The organism is Mesorhizobium sp. M8A.F.Ca.ET.218.01.1.1 (genome assembly GCF_004791165.1).
Classification (GTDB): domain Bacteria; phylum Pseudomonadota; class Alphaproteobacteria; order Rhizobiales; family Rhizobiaceae; genus Mesorhizobium.
In genome coordinates this window covers 234206-254062 of sequence record NZ_SRUZ01000008.1, presented here as the reverse complement: position 1 = coordinate 254062, position 19857 = coordinate 234206, and the positions used below count along the sequence as shown (strand labels likewise).

Annotated in this window: 16 protein-coding genes; 7 read left to right on the top strand and 9 right to left on the bottom strand. The window is 63.6% G+C overall.

Translation table 11 applies throughout. The features are described 5' to 3' along the window. Window positions 1-3 precede the first annotated feature (3 nt). On the bottom strand, window positions 4-1479 hold the full coding sequence (locus EN861_RS27310) for a cobyric acid synthase (protein ID WP_135866744.1): 1476 nt from the start codon (window positions 1477-1479) through the stop codon (window positions 4-6). Next, window positions 1479-2093 carry a dimethylsulfonioproprionate lyase family protein gene (locus tag EN861_RS27305; RefSeq protein WP_127279365.1) on the bottom strand — a complete coding sequence of 205 codons (615 nt, stop codon included), beginning with the start codon at window positions 2091-2093 and terminating at the stop codon, window positions 1479-1481. The genes EN861_RS27310 and EN861_RS27305 overlap by 1 nt, the downstream gene beginning before the upstream one ends. A gap of 136 nt (window positions 2094-2229) precedes the next feature. On the opposite strand from EN861_RS27305, the gene EN861_RS27300 reads away from it, so the two are divergent. Next, window positions 2230-3396: an isobutyryl-CoA dehydrogenase gene (locus EN861_RS27300; protein WP_127279364.1), complete on the top strand. Its 1167-nt coding sequence runs from the start codon at window positions 2230-2232 to the stop codon at window positions 3394-3396. A gap of 26 nt (window positions 3397-3422) precedes the next feature. Next, the gene (mmsB, locus tag EN861_RS27295; RefSeq protein ID WP_127279363.1) at window positions 3423-4307 is read left to right on the top strand and encodes a 3-hydroxyisobutyrate dehydrogenase; all 885 of its coding nucleotides are present in this window, start codon (window positions 3423-3425) and stop codon (window positions 4305-4307) included. A 281-nt stretch (window positions 4308-4588) separates the two neighbouring features. Here mmsB and EN861_RS27290 read toward each other — a convergent pair whose 3' ends face one another. The 4 genes from EN861_RS27290 to EN861_RS27270 all read right to left on the bottom strand — a co-directional run bounded on the left by EN861_RS27290 (window position 4589) and on the right by EN861_RS27270 (window position 9526). Then, window positions 4589-5233: a cytochrome c oxidase assembly factor Coa1 family protein gene (locus EN861_RS27290; RefSeq protein ID WP_127279362.1), complete on the bottom strand. Its 645-nt coding sequence runs from the start codon at window positions 5231-5233 to the stop codon at window positions 4589-4591. A 105-nt stretch (window positions 5234-5338) separates the two neighbouring features. Next, a complete protein-coding gene (locus EN861_RS27285) occupies window positions 5339-5704 on the bottom strand; it encodes a hypothetical protein (protein WP_127279367.1) in 366 nt (121 codons plus the stop codon). A 123-nt stretch (window positions 5705-5827) separates the two neighbouring features. Then, entirely contained in the window at window positions 5828-7207 is a 1380-nt protein-coding gene (locus tag EN861_RS27280) for an aspartate aminotransferase family protein (protein ID WP_127279361.1), read from the bottom strand. A 243-nt stretch (window positions 7208-7450) separates the two neighbouring features. After that, window positions 7451-9526 carry a prolyl oligopeptidase family protein gene (locus EN861_RS27270; RefSeq protein WP_135866742.1) on the bottom strand — a complete coding sequence of 692 codons (2076 nt, stop codon included), beginning with the start codon at window positions 9524-9526 and terminating at the stop codon, window positions 7451-7453. Between the two features lie 122 nt (window positions 9527-9648). Between EN861_RS27270 and EN861_RS27265 the strand changes: the two genes are divergently transcribed. Then, window positions 9649-10200, top strand: coding sequence for a hypothetical protein (locus tag EN861_RS27265; RefSeq protein ID WP_135866740.1), 552 nt, complete (start codon window positions 9649-9651; stop codon window positions 10198-10200). A gap of 19 nt (window positions 10201-10219) precedes the next feature. Here the strand turns inward: EN861_RS27265 and EN861_RS27260 are convergent, their stop codons facing one another. Beyond that, a complete protein-coding gene (locus tag EN861_RS27260; protein WP_135866738.1) occupies window positions 10220-11380 on the bottom strand; it encodes an MFS transporter in 1161 nt (386 codons plus the stop codon). Between the two features lie 96 nt (window positions 11381-11476). Then, the gene (locus tag EN861_RS27255; protein ID WP_127278736.1) at window positions 11477-12652 is read right to left on the bottom strand and encodes an MFS transporter; all 1176 of its coding nucleotides are present in this window, start codon (window positions 12650-12652) and stop codon (window positions 11477-11479) included. A 255-nt stretch (window positions 12653-12907) separates the two neighbouring features. Between EN861_RS27255 and EN861_RS27250 the strand changes: the two genes are divergently transcribed. The 4 genes from EN861_RS27250 to EN861_RS27235 all read left to right on the top strand — a co-directional run bounded on the left by EN861_RS27250 (window position 12908) and on the right by EN861_RS27235 (window position 19038). After that, window positions 12908-14485, top strand: coding sequence for a trimethylamine methyltransferase family protein (locus EN861_RS27250; RefSeq protein WP_127278737.1), 1578 nt, complete (start codon window positions 12908-12910; stop codon window positions 14483-14485). 135 nt (window positions 14486-14620) lie between these two features. Beyond that, window positions 14621-15106, top strand: a complete 486-nt coding sequence (locus tag EN861_RS27245; protein ID WP_135866736.1) for a DUF559 domain-containing protein — start codon at window positions 14621-14623, stop codon at window positions 15104-15106. Then, the gene (locus tag EN861_RS27240; protein ID WP_135866734.1) at window positions 15103-17673 is read left to right on the top strand and encodes an FAD-dependent oxidoreductase; all 2571 of its coding nucleotides are present in this window, start codon (window positions 15103-15105) and stop codon (window positions 17671-17673) included. Before EN861_RS27245 ends, EN861_RS27240 begins: the two co-directional genes overlap by 4 nt. A 9-nt stretch (window positions 17674-17682) precedes the next feature. Continuing rightward, entirely contained in the window at window positions 17683-19038 is a 1356-nt protein-coding gene (locus EN861_RS27235; protein WP_135866732.1) for a Xaa-Pro peptidase family protein, read from the top strand. Here the strand turns inward: EN861_RS27235 and EN861_RS27230 are convergent. Continuing rightward, window positions 19003-19830 (bottom strand): PhnD/SsuA/transferrin family substrate-binding protein, encoded by an 828-nt coding sequence (locus EN861_RS27230; RefSeq protein ID WP_135866730.1) that lies wholly within the window; start codon window positions 19828-19830, stop codon window positions 19003-19005. The genes EN861_RS27235 and EN861_RS27230 overlap by 36 nt on opposite strands. Between the last annotated feature and the right edge of the window lie 27 nt (window positions 19831-19857).

Genomic DNA, 19857 nt, shown 5'->3' with positions numbered 1-19857 from the left:
CCTTCAACGTGCCAATGAAAAAATCGCATCACAGTCGAGATGGGTTTCCAGCTCGGCGGCGACCTCGTCCAGCGCGCGCTCGACCTCGGCTCGGTAATCTATGCCACCGCTCCTGACACCCAGGCTTTCGAGGAATTTCCCGCGAAAGCCGTCGGCGCCGAACAGGCCATGCATATACGTGCCGATCACCTTGCCATCGGCCGAGATCGCGCCGTCCTCGGCGCCATTGATGATCGCCGACGGCCGCCTGGTGTCCGGGCCCGTCGTGCGGCCGAGATGGATTTCGTAACCCTCGAGCGGCAGGTCGAACGGCACCGAGCGGGCGCTGACATTGCGCACCGTCTTTTCCGGCTCCATCACCGTCTCGACATCGAGCAGGCCGAGGCCCACGGCTTCGGTGACGTTGCCTTCGATACCGTCGGGATCGCGCACCATGCGGCCGAGCATCTGGAAACCGCCGCAAATGCCGACGACATGGCCGCCGCGCTTGCGGTGCGCCGCGAGATCCCGGTCCCAGCCGTTCTCGCGAAATTTCAGGAGGTCGCCGATCGTCGACTTGGAGCCGGGAATGACCACCAGCCCGGCATCGACCGGCAGCTTCTTTCCCGGCGGCACGAACACCACTTCGACCTGCGGTTCGGCCTTGAGCGGGTCGAGATCGTCGAAATTGGCGATGCGGCCAAGCATCGGCACCGCCACTTTCAACGCGCGCGCCTCGCCGGACGCCAGCCGCTCCAACACCACGGAATCCTCCGAGGGCAGCCGCGCCGCCGCCTTGAGCCACGGCACGACGCCAAAACAGCGCCATCCGGTGAATTTCCCGATCGCCTTCAAGCCATCATCGAACAGCGAGACGTCTCCCCGGAACTTGTTGATGAGATAGCCGGCGATCATGCGCCGGTCCTCTTCCGGCAGGATCAGATGCGTGCCGGCGATCGAGGCGATGACGCCGCCGCGATCAATGTCCCCGACCAGCACCACCGGTACATCGGCCCGTGTGGCAAAACCCATATTGGCGATGTCGCGGCTTCTGAGGTTGATTTCGGCTGGCGAACCGGCACCCTCGACAATGACAAGATCGGCGCCCGCGCCGACCTTTCCCCAGGACTCCAGCACGGCATCCATCAGCCGGCCCTTCAGCGCCTGATAGTCACGAGCCCTCGCCTCGCCGAACACCTTGCCCTGGACGATGACCTGGGCGCCGACATCGGTCTGCGGCTTGAGCAGCACCGGGTTCATATGGACCGACGGCGCAACCCCGCAAGCGATCGCCTGCAGCCATTGCGCGCGGCCGATCTCGCCGCCGCCATGGTTGTTGTCGCCGGGAATATCGGCGACGGCGGCGTTGTTCGACATGTTCTGCGGCTTGAACGGCCGCACTTTCAGGCCGCGATTCCTGGCGGCACGGCATAGCCCTGCGACAAGCACCGTCTTGCCGACATCCGAGCCCGTGCCTTGCAGCATGATTGCCCTGGCCATCAGCTCCTGTCCTGCACCGAGGTTCCGGTGATCGTGGATTTCTGCGCCAGCGGCCCGCCGCGCCAGATATAAAGCGCCAGCAGCGGCTCCTTGCCGGTACGCATGGCGTGGTTGACGTTGGAAACATGGTGGACGACCTCGCCGGCCTCCCGCTTGCGAAAGCCGCCCTCGCCCATGCGCCACTCGGTGCCGCCGGTCAGCGGAATATAGATCTCCTCGGCGACGTGATGATGGTCGGGATAGACGATCCCGGGTCCGAGCATCAGCAGGCCTGCGGCGACCTCGTCATTGGCGAAATGGCCGCGCGTGCCGAACATTTCCAGCCAGCCGTAATTGTCGATGAAGGCCTTGCCGAAATCAGCCTCGGTATAGGTCTGCCCCCAATGCAATTCGTTGCGCCGCTCGGCCAGCAATCGAACCAGGGGTTTCGCATCCGGCGGTGCCAGTTCGGCGGCGCGGTCGAGATGGCGCAGGCAGCCAAGCGGACGCGGCTCCAAATCGCGGGCCGGCATATCCCAGCCGATACGCGCCACGGCGTCGCGCACCAGGGCATCATCGACGGAAGCAAGATAGGCGTGGAACTGTCCCAACAGCTCGTCGAATTTTGTCGTCACATCTTGCTCCGGACATGCATTGGTGCACAGCCGCTCCGCGGCGGCTCGGGTTGCGCGGCGGCATCATTGGTCTAGATTGGTGCGCGCGCAAAGCCAAAAACGACAGGCCAGCAGGTCAGACATCAGGGAGCACGCCATGGACGCCGCGGTCGATGCGAGCACCAGCCAGTTCGAACTCACCGAGGAACAGCGCGCCATCCAGGAGATGGCGCAGGCCTTCGCCGCCGATCGCGTCGCGCCGAACGCACTCGACTGGGACCGCAGGAAACACTTCCCCGCCGACGTGATCCGCGAGACAGGGCCGCTCGGCCTCGGCGGCATCTACATCAGGGATGATGTCGGGGGATCGGCTCTCGGACGCCTCGACGCAGTGCTGATCTTCGAGGCGCTGTCGCACGCGGATCCGGCCTTTTCGTCCTTCATCTCTATCCACAACATGGTGGCATCGATGATCGACCGTTTCGGCAATGAGGAGCAGCGACAGCGCTTCCTGCCGAAGCTCACCTCGATGGAATGGCTGGCGAGCTACTGCCTGACCGAGCCGGGTTCCGGTTCCGATGCCGCCGCCCTGAAGACGCGCGCGGTGAAGAGCGGCGGCGACTATGTGCTCAACGGCGCAAAGCAGTTCATCTCCGGCGCCGGCGACAGCGATGTCTATGCCGTCATGGTGCGCACCGGCGCCGATGGCCCGAAAGGCATCTCCACCATCGTCGTGCCCAAGGATGCGCCAGGCCTGTCCTTCGGGGCCAACGAGCACAAGATGGGCTGGCACATGCAGTCGACCCGCCAGGTCATCTTCGAGGACTGCAAGGTGCCGGCCGAGAACCTCCTGTCGGGCGAAGGCGCCGGTTTCGGCATCGCCATGGCCGGGCTCGACGGCGGCCGGCTGAACATCGCCGCCTGTTCGCTGGGCGGCGCGCAGTCGGCGCTCGACAAGGCGCTGGCCTACACGGCTGAGCGCAAGGCCTTCGGCTCGAAGATCAACCAGTTCCAGGCGCTGCAGTTCAGGCTGGCCGACATGGAGACCGAATTGCAGGCAGCGCGCATCTTCCTCTATGCGGCGGCCTCGAAGCTCGACCGCAAGGCTCCGGACGCCGGTAAATGGTCGGCGATGGCAAAGCGCTTCGTCACCGACACCGGCTTCAACGTCGCCAACGATGCGCTGCAACTGCTCGGCGGCTATGGCTATCTGCATGATTACGGCATCGAGAAGCTGGTCCGCGACCTGCGCGTCCACCAGATTCTGGAAGGCACCAACGAGATCATGCGCGTCATCATCGCGCGGGCGCTGATAGGACGCTGAAGCCAGCAAACTCCGGGAGTGAGACAATGACGACGATCGCCTTCATCGGCCTCGGTAACATGGGCAATCCGATGGCCGCCAATCTCGTCAAGGCGGGGCATGCGGTGCACGGCTTCGACCTGATGACAGAGAACCTGACGATCGCGCGCGAGCATGGCATCACAATCATGGCCAACGCCGTTGCCGCCGTGAAGGATGCCGATGTCGTCATCACCATGCTGCCTGCCGGCAAGCACGTGCTGTCGGTCTATGAGGATATCGCCCCCAAGGCGAAGAAAAATGCCTTGTTCATCGATTCCTCGACCATCGACGTGGAATCGGCGCGCAAGGCGCATGCAATCGCCGCCAAACACGGCCTGCTGTCGATCGATGCGCCGGTCTCCGGTGGCACCGGCGGGGCGACAGCCGGCACGTTGACCTTCATGGCCGGCGGTTCCGACGATGCCTTCGCCGCCGCCGAGCCGATCCTGAAGCCGATGGCCGGGCGCATCGTCCATTGCGGCGGTGACGGCGCCGGCCAGGCCGCCAAGATCTGCAACAACATGATCCTCGGCATTTCGATGATCGGCGTTGCCGAGGCCTTCGTGCTGGCGGAGAAACTCGGCCTGTCGCATCAGGCGCTGTTCGACGTCGCCTCGACCTCGTCGGGCCAATGCTGGTCTCTGACCACCTATTGCCCGGTGCCCGGCCCGGTGCCCACTTCGCCCGCCAACAGGGATTACAAGCCGGGATTTGCCGCGGCTCTCATGCTGAAAGACCTGAAATTGTCCCAGGAAGCAGCGCTTGGCGCGGGCGCCGTGACACCGCTCGGCGCCGAGGCGGCGCAGCTCTATGCGCTGTTCAACGCCCAGGGCCATGGCGGCGCCGATTTTTCCGGCATAATTAATTTTCTGCGCGGCAACCCGGCCTAAACAGCGGATTCGATAGACTTTTCCCGGGTCTTTGCGGAGAAAGACCCGCAAATTTAGATTTGCTTAAGCTCTCGATAACTCTGCGGTAACGATGTCCCTATAAAACGGATTGCGAGGCGGACATATCGCATCCGCCCGGCGCTCCGGATCAGGTCTCGCGTACCGGAGCCCGTAAGTTTCGCAAGTGTCTTCGTAGCGAAACGCCATGCGTATCTGGCAAAGCCGCGTTCCCGATGGGGCGCGGTTTTTGCATTTCAGGCCCCTTTCCTATCCACGATCATCTATATTCCGATCGCCGCACCCGGGATCGGCACGTGATCTTCATTGGTCAGCACGATCGGTGCATCGACGCCGTCGACGCGGACCACGAGCAGGCGCGTGCTCCATGTGCCTGCATTGCGAACGAGATGCGAAAACACGGTGCCCTTGCCCTTGGCGCCGTGGACGGGAATACTGAACTGGGCGTCGCCGGCGCCATTCGCATTGACATTGAGATTACCGCCGACCCAGAAATTATCGGCCACATCGTCGCCGATCGTGGCCTTCACCCGGGTGTCGGCACGGACGGCGTCCATGGTCATCCGGTAGGCGTCGCTGCCCTTGAGCACGAAAGGGATGCTGCCGACCATCGTCGCACAGCCGCCGATACTGACCACCCAGACGGCAAGGCCGGCGATCGCCCAGTTGCGCTGCGTCTTGCGGAATTGCTCCGCATCGCGCCAGGCGCGGTTCCGCCAGGCCCAGCGGCTGCCGCGCGCGCCGAGCACGAAGATCATGATGAGGTTGACGACGGGGATCAGCGCCAGCAGCGCGATGAAAGTGCTGTTGCCGATGCCCCAAATCCAGTTGAGGAAGAAGGCGCCCCAGTTCCAGCGATCAAGCTCGGCTGGAATTTCAGCCGGCTGGTTGAGCGGTTGTCCGGCCATTGCATCCCCCACTGTAACTGCACCGGCTGGTTCTAGCCCATGATCTGGACGATGCGCAAAATCAAAGTTCCGCGCACCCCCATGCGCCTGAGCAGACACTGTGGATCAGGTCTTTGTGGAAAGCCGGCGAAAATTCGCCTTCACCGCTCGGCTGGCGGGCTTCAGCGCGGCGCTGATTGATCGTTCCGCCGCAATGCCATTGAGCAGCGACGGGGTAAGGCCGGAAAGGATTTCGGGCCAGAAACGGGTCGCCGATTGCAGCAGGGACATCTGCGCCGCGAAGACACCTTCAGCCAGTGCAACCGTCTTCTCGTTGACGGCCCGCGCGGTTTCGGTTCCCCACGGCTGGCCGCTTCCGGCGTCCATTGCCATGAGAGGCAGGCGCATCATCGCCACCATCGGCGCCAGCATGAGATCGCTGCCGATCGTGACCGCTTCTCGGCGGCGCCGGCTCCTGCCAGTCCTGCTCATGAACACAATCCCCATAGGGCAGCCGCTGCGCTGCGCCATCAACTACGCGCGGTAGCAATATTCGTTCCGACCGCGACGATATTTTGAGGCAGGCGTCCGATTGGTGGGCGCCTGCCTCGTTTCTTAGCGCTTGCGCAGGTCGGCCTGCGCCAGGTCGAGCGCCTTGCCGATGCGCTCGCAGGCCATGTCGATGGTGTCGCGGGTCCAGATCAGCGGCGGCGACAGGATCATCGTGTCGCCGGTGGCGCGCAGCATCATGCCGTTGGCGATCGCGTGGTCGCGCACAACAACCGCAGCACTTCCCGACGGCAGGAAGCGCTCCTTCGTCGCCTTGTCCTTGACGATCTCGATCGCGCCCATCAGGCCGATGGAACGCACCTCGCCGACCAGATCATGCCCGGCGATGCGCTCCTGCAGCGCCTTGGCGAAATAGGGTCCGGTGTCGTTCCTGACGCGGTCGACCAGGCCTTCCCTCTCGATGATCTCGAGGTTCTTCAGCGCCACGGCGCAGGCAACGGGGTGCCCCGAATAGGTGTAGCCATGGTTGAACTCGCCGCCCTTCTCGACCAGCGCCGACGCAATGCGATCGCCCACCAGCAGCGCCGAGAGCGGCTGATAGCCCGACGTCAGCGCCTTGGCCGTGGTGATGGTGTCCGGTTCGATGCCGAAGGTCTGGGCCGCGAACCACTCGCCTGTGCGGCCATAGCCGGTGATGACCTCGTCCAGCATCAACAGCACATCGTATTTGCGGCAGATGCGCTGCACTTCGGGCCAGTAGCTTGCCGGCGGGATCTTGACGCCGCCCGCGCCCATCACCGGCTCGCCGATGAACGCCGCGACCTTCTCGGCGCCGGCCTCCAGGATGGCATCCTCGACCGATTTGGCCGCGCGCAGGCCGAAATCATGGTCGCTTTCGCCAGGCAGAGCCAGCTCATAGGCATAGGGCATCATCACATGGACGATGTTGGGCACCGCGCCGTTGAGCTGCTTGTGCATGGCATCCATGCCGCCGAGCGAGGTGCCGGCGATGGTCGAGCCGTGATAGGCCATCTTGCGCGAGATGACGCGGTTCTTCTCCGGCTTGCCTTCCAGCACCCAATAGTGGCGCACAAGCCGCAAGGCGGTGTCGTTGGCCTCTGAACCGGACGAGCCATAAAACACCTGGTTGACGTTTTTCGGTGCGATCTCGGCCAGCTTCTTCGACAACAGCACCGGCGTCGGCGTCGAGCATTTGAAGAAGGAATTGTAGTAAGGCAGTTCCTTCATCTGGGCATAGGCAGCCTCGGCCAGTTCGTCACGGCCGTAGCCGATATTGACGCACCACAGGCCGGCCATCCCATCCAGCAGTTCCGTCCCTTCGGAATCGTAGATGAACGGGCCATTGGCGTGAGTGATGACGCGCGCGCCAGCCTCGCGCAACTCCTTATGGTCGGTGAAGGGATGCAAGTGATGCGCGGCGTCGATCTGCTGAAGCTGCTTCAGCGAATAGTTCTGATAGGTCATTGATTTGATCTTTCCTCTGAAATCATTCCGGCGGCGCCGGGGCGAATTCGTCAGAGGACGGCAGGTGGCGAATAACCGATACGGGCGCACAGCCGCAAAAGCTCGGCGCGCAGCGTGCGCGATGACGGTGTCACCGCGACCCGAAACGCACGAGCTGATAGTCTAGCGAGAGCCATGAAGGTACCTTAGAGCAAAGGGCGGTCGAGGTGAACCACCCTTTGCTCAAGTGGTGCTGGAATGAGATCAGGCTTCGCCGCTCAGCGCCCGCTGCAGAAACACATACTTCATCGCCGTCTGCGCCGCCTGCGGCCGGCGGTCGCCGCGCCCGCCATGTCCGCCTTCGGTCTCCTCGAAGAACAGCGTTTTGCCATGTCCGGCCTCCAGCAGGCGGGCCGCCATCTTGCGCGCGTGGCCGGGGTGGACCCGGTCGTCGGCGGTCGAGGTGGTCAAGAGTACCGGCGGATAGGCGGCATCCGCCTTGACATGTTGATAGGGCGAATAGGCCGAAAGCCACTGGGCATCTTCCGGCTTTGACGGATCGCCATATTCGGCCATCCACGAAGCGCCCGGCGGCAATTCGGTGTAGCGCAGCATGTCGAGCAGCGGCACCTCGATGATGACGGCGCCGAAAAGCTCGGGATGCTGTGTCAGGGAAGCGCCGGTCAGCAGGCCGCCGTTGGAGCCGCCCTGAATGCCGAGCGATTGGGCTGTCGCAATACCGCGCCTGACGACATCCTCGGCCACCGCGGCAAAGTCGTCGAAGCCGTTCTGGCGCTTGCCTTTCAGCGCCGCCTGGTGCCAGCCAGGTCCGAATTCGCCACCACCGCGAATGCAGGCCTGCACATAGGCATTGCCTTTCTCCAGCCACAGCCTGCCGCGCACGCCGGCATAGCCAGGCAAGAGCGGCACTTCGAAGCCGCCATAGCCATAGAGCAGCGTCGGCACCGGCCCGTTCTGGTCCCGCCGCCTGACGACGAAGTAAGGGATCATCGTGCCGTCCTTCGATCGTGCCTCGAACTGTTCCGAGATCAGCGGCGAGGCATCGAAGCGGGCCGGCTGCGACTTCACGGTGGCCAGCGTCTCGCCATCGTCATCGGACCAGATGATCGAGCTTGGCGTGAGGAAATCGGTGAAGGAAAAGGACACGGTGGAGCCGAAATGCTCTGCATGGCTGATGCCGACAGTGCCGTTTTCAGGCAGCGCGACAGGCTTCAGCGACCAGGCGCCATCCTTGCGCTCGCAGACGATAACTTTGCCGCGGACATTGTCCATCAGGTTGATGAACAGGCGGTCCTGCGTTCTGGCGAGCCCGGCAATCGAGACGCGATGCGCCGGCGCCAGCAAGGTCTCGATGGCGCCAAAACCGCCAGTTTCGATCCAATACGCGAAGTCGAGCGAATAAAGCCCGTCCGGCTGGCATGCGGTGCCGTCCGGCGCCGTCCACGGAGTGCGCACCCCGAACACCAGCTGATCCCTGAAGAGCGCGGTGTCGGTAACGTCGTCGGGCAGCGGGATGCGGCGGTTCTCGCCCGAAGGGAGGCGCAGGAAACTGTGCGATGCGAAGAAGTTGAGTGTCCGCGCCAGAAACAGATGGCGCTTCTCGCCGTCGAACTCGACGCCGGCGCCAACGGCGAGATCCTCGGTCTTTCCCTCGAAGATCGGGGTTGCCTCTTCCAGCCTGGTGCCGCGCTTCCAGAGCTTGACCACGCGCGGATATCCGGACTCTGTCTTGTCGGCCTCTTCGAACGCGGCCGAGACGATGACCGTGTCCTCATCCAGCCAGCCGAAGCCCGATTTCGAGGCCGACGCCTGAAAACCGCCTTCGACGAAGGACTTGGCCGCGATGTCGAACTCGCGCATTGCACTGGCATCACCGCCATCGGGCGACATCGAGACCAGGCAGCGGTTGAAATCGGGGTAGAGTCTGACAGCGCCGCCGAACACCCACTTTATCCCCTCCTTCGCCGCCAGTTGGTCGAAGTCGATGATCGTTTCCCATTCGGGCTTGTCGGTCTTGTAGGAAGCGACTGTCGTGCGCCGCCACAGGCCGAGCGCATTGGTCTTGTCCTGCCAGAAATTGTAGACATGGCCCGCGATTGCCGCGCCGACCGCGATATTGTCCTCGGCCGTCATCAGGTCGAGTGCCGTCTGGAACGACGCCTGATAGGACGGATCGCCCTGCAATTGCGCCACCGTCACCTCATTCTGCTGGTGAACCCAGTCGAGCGATTGTTTGCTGGTCCTGTCCTCCAGCCAGAGAAAGGGATCTTGCGTCTCGTCAACTGGCCCTGGCTGCCTTTGTGCGATCGAATTGGTCATGCGGGTCTCCGAAAAATTCATCAGGCTCGGTGCCACAAACATCGGCATGACGCTACCGACATTCAACGGGAACACGTAAAACGGTTCGCGGACGCGACAGCTGTTCAGAGCAGGCAGCCGGCATGCAACATCTTCACATCGCAACCGAGAAGTTCAGCCCATTCCACGGAAGCGGGTGGAGGGAATACATCGAGTGGTCGGGCCTCACCCAGTTGACCGAAGTCGTTACGCTCGACGGAATGCTTTGCCCGGTTGCGCTCCCGCAGATCAAGGACAACTACTGGCCTCACATCGTCAACGAAGACAACATGCTCGATTTCTTTGTCGACCTGGACTTCCTGCTCTCGGAATTGGGCGATCCCGCCAACTTCAACATCCTTGGCGTCATCCGAAGGCCTCCGGCAGACGTACGATCGCTTGGTTGGGACGGGTTCACCTTCATGGGCTATGACCTGATGGATCAGGCTGTCGGCGTCAGCGCTTTGACCAATTGCGGTGGCTTCCCAGACGTGTTTGCAAATGCAGAGCTGTCCAGGGTCGGGCTGATTGATGACTTCGATCGAGCCGTGGAGATTCGGGATTCGCCGCGCAGGATGCATCCCGAAGAACGCCATGCCGACTGTGACCTCTGGGCCATTTTCAGGCTGGCGAGCAAACCGGGACCAGGGATTTGAGCATCCCGATACCCCGATGCTACACAACCCGTCTTCGAATAAGCGTCGCCAGCGCCAGCGTGGCGCAGATCGCGCCAAGCGTGGCCGGCAGGCCACCCGCGCCAAGCACATCCATCATGCCACCGGTAAGCGGCGGGACCAGAATGCCGCCGACGCCCCACATCAGCGAGAATGCCGCATTGCCGGCAACCAGCGCCGAGCCGGTAAAGCGCTCGCCGAGCTCGATGATCGACATCGTGTAGATGCCGTAGGACACCGCGCCCCAGACGAAGACGCAGGGCCATATCAGCGGGGTTTCGATCAGCAGCGGCAGCAGCACACAGCCGCCCAGCGTCAGCAAGACGCAGAGGAAACGTACCAGGCGGGCCGTCAGCCGCTCGGCCAGCAGGCCAAGCGGCACCTGCATGGCAATGTTGCCGGCAATCATGACCGCCAGCAGCGCCGACATGCGCGCCTCCGCGATGCCATGATGCGTGCCATAGACAGGCAGCAGCGCCAGCGCCGCCTGCTCGAAGCCGGCGGCCACGACCACCGCCGACAGAAGCAGCCAGGCAAGCGGCATGAAACCCATCACCGAAACCCGATGCCCGGCCTCGTCCACCCTGGGCAGCTGCGGCAGAACCGACGCCAGGCAAAAGCCGCACAGCACGAAGGCGCCAATCCCGACAAGGAATGGCGGCCAGCCTTCCGTGCCGACGGCAAGCAGGCAAAGCGGCCCGGTCGCGAAGCCGGCGGAAATGATCGTCGAATAGAGACCCATGATGCGGCCGCGCCGGGCCGGCGGTGCCAGCGCGATCACCCAGATTTCACTGAGCACATAGAGCGGGTTGGTCACCACGCCGATCAGGAAGCGCAGCGGAAACCAGAGATAGACGTTCTGCGTCCAGCCGATCAACGCCAGCACGATAGCCGAGAATGCGGCGCAGGTGAGCGCCGTGCGCCCTGCCCCGAACCGGCGCGCCAGGCCAGGTATCAGCGGCGATGACAGGATGAAGCCGACAGGGGTCATTGCCGCCGACAGGCCGATCATCGCTGGCGAGACGCCCTGGCGCTGCAGGATGAAGCTCAAAAGCGGATAGGACAGGCCCTGCGCGATGGCGAACACGGACACGGTCGCGATCACACCGGTGATCGCCGCCCACTGCATCCTCTCGTCGCTTTTGGTGTCCACCAAGTCCATGATCCCCAGTGCCGTCGCGGTTGCAGACTTAGCGGTTCGGCCCGATGGCGGTAAGCCCTGCGGCCCGAACCGACGCGCGGCTCCAGCCAAACCTTGTCAGGAGCCTCCGCGGCGGGCCGATCTATAGAGCGCGAAGGCGACCAGCAAAGCGTCGAGGCCAATGATTACGGTCGGCAATCCCAGTGGTCCGATCGCTTGCATCAGCAGGCCCGCGCCCGGCGGACCGACGATGCCGCCGACGCCCCACAGCAAGGCGAAAGCCGCATTGCCGGTGACCAGCAGCGAGCCCCCGAAGCGGCTGCCGAGTTCGACGAGCGCCATCGTATAGACGCCGTAGCCGACCGCGCCCATTACCAGAAGCACGCCCCAGATCAGCGGTGTGGTGATCAGCAGCGGCAGCAGGACAGCGCAAGTGGTCGTCGCCACCGCACAGGCCAGGATCATCGGCCGGCCGCCGAAGCGTTCGGCGAGCAGGCCAAGCGGTATCTGCAAAAGGATGTTGCCAAGCGACAGCGCCATCACCAAAGCAGCCAGCACGGCCTCGGGCAGGCCATAGCCGGCGCCGAAGACCGGGACCAGCGCATAGGTGCTCTGCTGGACGGCAGCCGAGACCAGCACGGCCAGAAGCAGCGCCGGCGCCAGCCGGGCAAAACCCACAAAACTTCCTGCCGGCTGGCCGTCATCCTCAAAGCCGGCAAGCTTCGAGGAGACGAGACGCAGGATGACCGCGCAAAGTACAAAGCCGCCAATGCCGACGCTGAAAGGCCCCCATCCCTCTATGCCGACAAAGGTCAGGGTGAACGGACCCGCCGAATAGCCGGCTCCCATCAGCGTGTTGAACACGCCCATGACGCGCCCGCGTCGCGACGGCGGCGCCAGCGACAGCGCCCACACCTCGCCAAGGATGTAGAGCGGATTGATGACCACCCCGATGATGAAGCGGATGACGTACCAGGCCAACCAGTTCTGCAGATAGCCGATGCCCAGGAAGCACAGCGCTCCGATCAGCGAGCATCCGACTGCCAGGTTTCGCGCACCGACCAGCCGAACCGCCGCCGGCACGAAGGAAGCCGACAGGATCAGCCCGAGCGGCATCATCGCCGCCGACAGGCCGATCAGGCCTGGCGACATGCCTTGCTTCTGCATCAGCAGCGTGAACAGCGGCGAACTCAGCCCTTGCGCCGCTCCGAACATGGCCAGCGCGGCGGTGACGCCGGCGAGCGCTGCCCACTGCGTTCCCGCTTCGCCTTCGCTCGAGCCGGTTGCGACCATGCTGTCATTCCATGTGAGGCGCCGGCTGACCTCCCCGGCGACAGGCTCACCAGCTACTGGCTCGATCCAGGGAAAGAAAGGGCCGCCGAGGAAAATCCGCTTGCGCCAAGGGATGAATGATCAGGCGAATGTCGCGGCAGCGCGGTTGCCGTCCGGGCATGTCGCTTCCCTCGCCCTAGTGGTCGCCGCCTCCGCAATGGCCGGACGGGCGCCGGTCCATTATGCCGCCCGTTATCGCATCCTACGAGGACCATCATGACCGCCGCCCTACAACCCTCAGAGCCGGCTTTGGCACCCGACCGTGCCCGCCGTGGCGGTCGCGCCGGCAAGCGCGCCGGAGGCTCGGCCGCCTTCGAGCAGCCAGCTTTCCGCCAACTGAAAAATCCACTGACGCCGACCAAGCTGGTTTCCGAGGACGAACTCGAATCGATCCACCTCGCCTCCCTGCGCGTGCTCAGGGAAATCGGTGTCGATGTGCTGCACGACGAAGCCCGCCGCATCATGAAGGCGCATGGCGCCGATGTCCGCGAGGGCTCTGAGCGGGTGCGCTTCGACAGCGACATGATCCTCGATCTGGTGTCGAACTGCCCGTCCGAATTCACCATTCATGCCCGCAATCCCGCGCACAATTTGCGCTTCGGCGGCGACAATCTCATCATTTCGATGATGGCCTCGGCACCCAATTGCTCCGACATCGATCGTGGCCGCCGACCGGGCAACCAGCAGGATTATCGCAATTTCCTGCGGCTGGCCCAGATGCACAACATCCTGAACTGCACGGGCGGCTATCCGGTCGAGCCGACCGATATCCACCCGTCGGTCCGCCACCTCGAATGCATCCGCGACCTCGCAACGCTGACCGACAAGGTGTTCCACATCTATTCGCTCGGCAAGGAGCGCAATGTCGACGGCATCGAGATCACCCGCATCGCGCGCGGCATCAGCCACGAGCAACTGCTCGCGGAGCCGTCCGTCTTCACCATCATCAACACCAATTCACCGCTCAAGCTCGACGTGCCGATGATGGAAGGCATCATCCAGATGTCGAGCAAGGGCCAGGTCGTCATCGTCACGCCCTTCACCCTGTCGGGCGCCATGGCGCCCGTCACCATTGCCGGCGCGCTGGTGCAGCAGAACGCCGAGGCGCTGTCGGGCATTGCTTTCGCCCAGATGGTGCGCAAGGGCGCGCCGGTCGGCTATGGCGGCTTCACTTCCAATGTCGACATGAAATCCGGGTCACCGGCATTCGGCACGCCCGAATACATGAAGGCGCAACTCGTCGGTGGCCAGCTTGCCCGCCGCTACAACATTCCCTACCGCACCTCCAACACCTGCGCGGCCAACACGGTCGACGCGCAGGCAGCCTATGAAAGCGTGTTCTCGCTGTGGGGTGCCATCCAGGGCGGCGGCAATCTGATGATGCACGCCGCAGGCTGGCTGGAAGGTGGCCTGCGCTGCTCCTACGAGAAGACCATTCTGGACATCGACCTGTTGCAGATGGTGGCAGAATTCCTGACCCCGCTCGACCTCTCCGAAGAGGCGCTCGGCTTCGACGCCATCCAGTCGGTAGGCCCCGGCGGCCACTTCTTCGGCACCCAGCACACGCAGGATCGTTACAAGACCGCCTTCTATTCGCCCATCCTGTCCGACTGGCGCAATTTCGAGACCTGGGCCGAAGCCGGCTCGCCGACAGCGCTGGAAAAGGCCAACAAGGTCTGGAAGGAGCGGCTGGCGTCCTATGAGGAGCCTTACATGGACCCGGCGATCCGCGAGGAACTCAACGCCTTCGTCCAGAAGCGCACCGCCGAAGGCGGCGCACCGACCGATTTTTGATCTATATTGCTGATGAACGGTCGACCCCCACTCCGTCGAGCTTCGCTCGACACCTCTCCCCCGATCGACGGGGGAGAGGAAAGGCGCGAGCTTATGCCGGCTGGCTCCCTTCCTCTCCCTCCGGAGTGGGGAGAGGTGGCGCCGCGAAGCGGCGACGGAGTGGGGGAAGCCGGTCACGCAACGCGCAGCCGCCGAAAAGCAGGCACGACCCCGCGAGCACGAAAACTCCGGCAAGCCGGCAATCAGGCGGAAGCATTGCTTTGGCTTGAGCTGAAGGCGCGCAAGCTTGGCGGCCATCGCTTTACCCGTCAGTTTTCCATCGGCCCCTTCTTTGCAGACTTCGCCTGCCGCGAAAAATGGCTTGTCGTTGAGGTCGACGGCCACCGACACGCCGACAGCCCCTATGACCGTCGCCGCGACGATTTCATGCGCCCCCAAGGCTATTCGATCCTGCGTGTCTGGAACCATGATGTCCTGAAACAACGTACTTCCGTCTGTGAAACCATCCTTGCCGCGCTTGATGGAAGGCTCGCCGAAAACACGGCTGCATCCGACCTCCGCCTTGTTTTCACGCCCCACTCATTCGATTCAATCTCTTCAAAAACGGACCTATCTTCATGAAATCTCATGTAAAAGCGGTTGTCATCGGCGGTGGTGTCGTCGGCTGCTCCGTGCTCTATCACCTGGCCAAGGCCGGCTGGACCGACATCATGCTGATCGAGCGGTCCGAGCTGACCTCGGGCTCGTCCTGGCACGCGGCGGGCGGCTTTCATACGCTGAACGGCGATCCGAACGTCGCCAAGCTCCAGGCCTACACCGTCCAGCTCTACAAGGAGATCGAGGAGATTTCGGGCCAATCCTGCTCGCTGCACCTGACCGGCGGCGTGATGATGGCTGATACGCCCGAGCGCATGGATTTCCTGCGGCTGGCCCACGCCAAGGGCCGCTATCTCGGCATGGACACCGAGCTGATCACGCCGTCCGAGGCCAAGGCGATGTTCCCGCTGATGGACGAGACCAATTTCATCGGCGCGATGTGGGATCCGGTCGAAGGCCATCTCGACCCCTCCGGCACCACCATCGCCTACTCCAAGGCGGCCAAGAAACTCGGCGCCGAGATCGTGCTGCGCAACCGCGTCGTCGACCTGACGCAGCAGCCGGACGGCACCTGGAACGTCGTCACCGAACAGGGCACGGTTCACGCTGAACATGTCGTCAACTGCGGTGGCCTGTGGGCGCGCGAGATCGGCCGCATGGTCGGCGTCGAGCTGCCGGTGCTGGCCATGGAGCACATGTATCTCCTGACCGAGCCGATGCCGGAGGTCGAGGAATTCAACAAGTCGACCGGCCGCGAAATGATCGGAGTGCTTGACTTCAAGGGCGAGATCTACACCCGCCAGGAACGCAACGGCATCCTGCTCGGCACTTACGAGAAGGCCTGCAAGCCGTGGTCGCCGGTCAACACACCGTGGGATTTCGGCCATGAACTGCTGCCGCCCGATCTCGACCGCATCGCGCCGTCGCTCGAAATCGGCTTCAAGCATTTCCCCGGTATCGAAAAGGCCGGCATCAAGCAGATCATCAACGGCCCCTTCACCTTCGCGCTCGACGGAAACCCGCTGGTCGGCCCGGTGCAGGGCCTGACCAATTTCTGGTGCGCCTGCGCCGTTATGGCCGGCTTCAGCCAGGGCGGCGGCGTCGGCCTCGCTCTCTCCAATTGGATGGTCCATGGCGATCCGGGCTTCGACGTCTGGGGCATGGATGTCGCCCGCTTCGGCGAGTGGGCCGGCCTGCGCTACACCAATGCCAAGGTTCGCGAAAACTATTCGCGCCGCTTCTCGATCCGCTTCCCCAACGAGGAACTGCCGGCCGCCCGCCCGGCCCAGACGACGCCGCTCTACGACACCATGCTCACCAACAACGCCGTCATGGGCGACTCGTGGGGCCTCGAAACCCCGCTCTGGTTCGCGCCTAAGGGCAAGGAGCCGAAGGACATCGTCTCCTTCCACCGCTCCAACGATTTTGGGCCGATCGGCGAGGAAGTGCGCGCCACCCGTGAAAGGGTCGGCGTCACCGAAATCGCCAACTTCGCCAAATACGAAGTATCGGGGCCGGGTGCGGAAGAGTTCCTCAACCGGCTGATGACCAACCGCATGCCGAAGACCGGCCGCATCGTGCTGACGCCGATGATCAACGAATTCGGCAAGCTGATCGGCGACTTCACCATCGCCAAGGCCGGTGAAGACCGCTTCATGATCTGGGGGTCGTCGGCCGCGCAGAAGTACCACATGCGCTGGTTCGAAAAGCATCTGCCGAAGGATGGTTCGGTGCGCATCCATCGCTTCGACCAGACGCTGGTCGGCCTGTCGATTGCCGGGCCGAAGTCGCGTGACCTCCTGCAGAAGCTGGTCGATGTCGACATTTCGACCAAGGCGTTCCGCTTCATGGATTTCCGCGAAATGGCGGTCGGCGGCGCACCGTGCCTGGTCAACCGCATCACCTACACCGGCGACCTCGGCTATGAAATCTGGATGGCGCCGGCCTACGAGCGCCTGGTCTATAAGGCGATCAAGGAAGCGGGCGAGGAATTCGGCCTGGTCGATTTCGGCATGCGCGCCTTGCTGTCCATGCGCCTGGAAAAGAACTTCCCGACCTGGTTCCGCGAGCTGCGGCCGATCTACGGCCCGTTCGAAGGTTCGATGGACCGTTTCATCAAGCTAGAGAAGAACGACTTCATCGGCCGCGACGCCGCCGCCAAGGAACAGGCGGAAGGTCCAAAACTGCGCCGCGTCTCCTTCATCGTCGACGCGGCCGATGCCGACGTGATGGGCGACGAGCCGATCTGGGCCAAGGTCAGCAAGGATTACGGCACCGTCGAGAAGCCGCATGGCTACGGCGCGCCGCGCTTCGACACTTCAGGCAAGGAAATACGCGGTTCAAAGGCCGCCGAAGGCGCGTCCGCCGTGCGCGGCATCGTCGACGGCGACTGGCGCGTGGTCGGCTGGGTGACGTCGGGCGGCTATGCGCATTACGTGCAGAAATCGATGGCGCAAGGCTATGTGCCGGCGGCACTCGCCGAGGATGAAAGTGCCGGCCTGTTCGAGATCGAGATCCTCGGTCACCGGCGTCCGGCCCGCATCAATGTCGAGGCGCCCTTCGACCCGAGTGGCGAGAAGATGCGGAGCTGAGGTTTCGCCATGGACAGCGCGGCGCCAAAGGGAAGCTTCGGCCGCCACCGCAAGATCATGCCTTTTGTATCAGGCTCGATCGAGGCGCTGCGCGACGCCTCACGACAGAAGGCCGCTGGGCTCAACCAGCATGTGCTGGGTTATGGCGCGGTGGCTGAAGCGGAATGGGCCGCGGCAGACATTGCCGCTCCCGACCTGCCCGCCATGCGGCAATATCGGCTCGACCGCATTCGCGCCGAGCTGAAGCGCCGCGGCTATGCCGGCGCCCTGCTCTACGACCCGGTCAATATCCGCTATGCGACCGACAGCACCAACATGCAGCTCTGGGTGGCGCACAATCCGACGCGGCATTGCTTCGTCGCCACCGACGGGCCGGTGGTTCTGTTCGACTACTTTTCCTGCGAGCATCTTTCCGACCACTCCGGTGTCGTCGATGAAGTCCGCCCCGCCATTTCATGGATGTATCTCTATGGCGGCGAACTGACCGAGCAGAAAGTCCGCCGCTGGGCCGCCGCCATCGCCGATCTGGTCAGGGAGCACGGCGGCGGCAACAACCGCATCGCCGTCGACCACATCAATCCGGAAGGCGTCGAAGAGCTCCACCGCCTTGGTATCTCCCTCGGCAATGGCGAAGCCGTGATGGAAAATGCCCGGCTGATCAAATCACCGGACGAAATCCTTGCCATGCGCCGCGCCATTGTCGCCTGCGAGGCGGCAATGGGCGAGATGGAACAGGCGTTGAAGCCCGGCATCTCCGAGAACGAATTGTGGGCCGAACTGCATCGCGGCAACATCGCGCGCGGCGGCGAATGGATCGAAACGCGGCTGCTGACATCGGGACCGCGCACCAATCCGTGGTTCCAGGAATGCTCGTCGCGGATCATTGTATCAGGCGATCTTGTCGCCTTCGACACCGACCTGATCGGCCCCTACGGCTTCTGCGCCGATCTCTCACGCACCTGGCTCTGCGGCGATATAAAGCCGACCAACAAACAGCGCGACCTGTTCCGCATCGCCGCCGATCAGATCGAACACAACACGGCACTGATGCAGCCCGGCATCTCCTTCCGCGACCTTGTCGAACGCTCAGCAGTGCCGCCAGGAGACTGCTTCCCGACCCGCTACGGCGTTCTCTACCACGGCGTCGGACTTGCCGACGAATACCCGACCTTGCCGCATGCCAGCGACTGGACATCCGATACGCCCGACGGTGTGCTGGAACCAGGCATGGTGCTGTGCGTGGAGAGCTATATCGGCCGGCTCGGCGGCGGCGAAGGCGTCAAGATCGAGGAGCAGATCCTGATCACCGAGACCGGCAACGAAAAACTTTCAACCTACCCGTTGGATCAGCGGCTGCTCGGCTAGGCCGCCAAGCGCCTCGCGCATCGCGCGCACGGTCTTTTCCGGCGTCGTTTTCGCGGTGATGAACGGCAGACCTTTGCGCCGTGCTGTCCAGCCGACGATCACGACCTTGCGCGCCGCCGGCTCGAAGCGTTGTGCCAGCGCCCAGCTTTCGCAATCGAGCGCGGCGACATCCGCCATGCCTTCGGCGACCGCCACGATCGAGTCGCGATGGCCGCCGCTTTCGCCACGCGATGAAAAGATGTCCAGGTTTTCGCCGACCGCTTCCAGGTCGCGCGTCAGCGCGATGATGCCCGACATGGAATCGAGGCTGTTGAAGGTGAAGCGCTTGCCTCGGATGAGATCGAGCGGCAGCAAGGCCTTGCCGTCGGCGGGTGACCGAACCTCCGGCCCCTCGCCCGAGCGCATCACCAGCGCGCTCGAATAGAGCTCGCCCTGTCCGCCCTCATAGGCGTCATAGCTTGGCTGGCCGACCACCTGCACATGCCGGGACAAACCGAGTTCCATCGGCCCCCAACAGGTCTGCGCGAACAGCAGCGCCGGATGCAGCCAGAGCTTGTGGAAATCGAGCTCGTCCGGCGGCAGGGTCGCCGGATCCGGAGCGATCAGCCCCCCCTGGGCGTCGTGGATACCGCCTGGCACGGCGGGCAGGTCAGCGTTGCGCCGCACGATGGATTGCGGCGCATCGATACCCCTAGGCCGGAAAGCATCGCGCAACGACGCCCATTGCGCGTCGACCTCGTCGCGCACTTCGGGCCAGTCGTACATCGGCAACGCCGCAATCAATTCGCTCATGCCGATATCAAACCACATGCCTCGAAA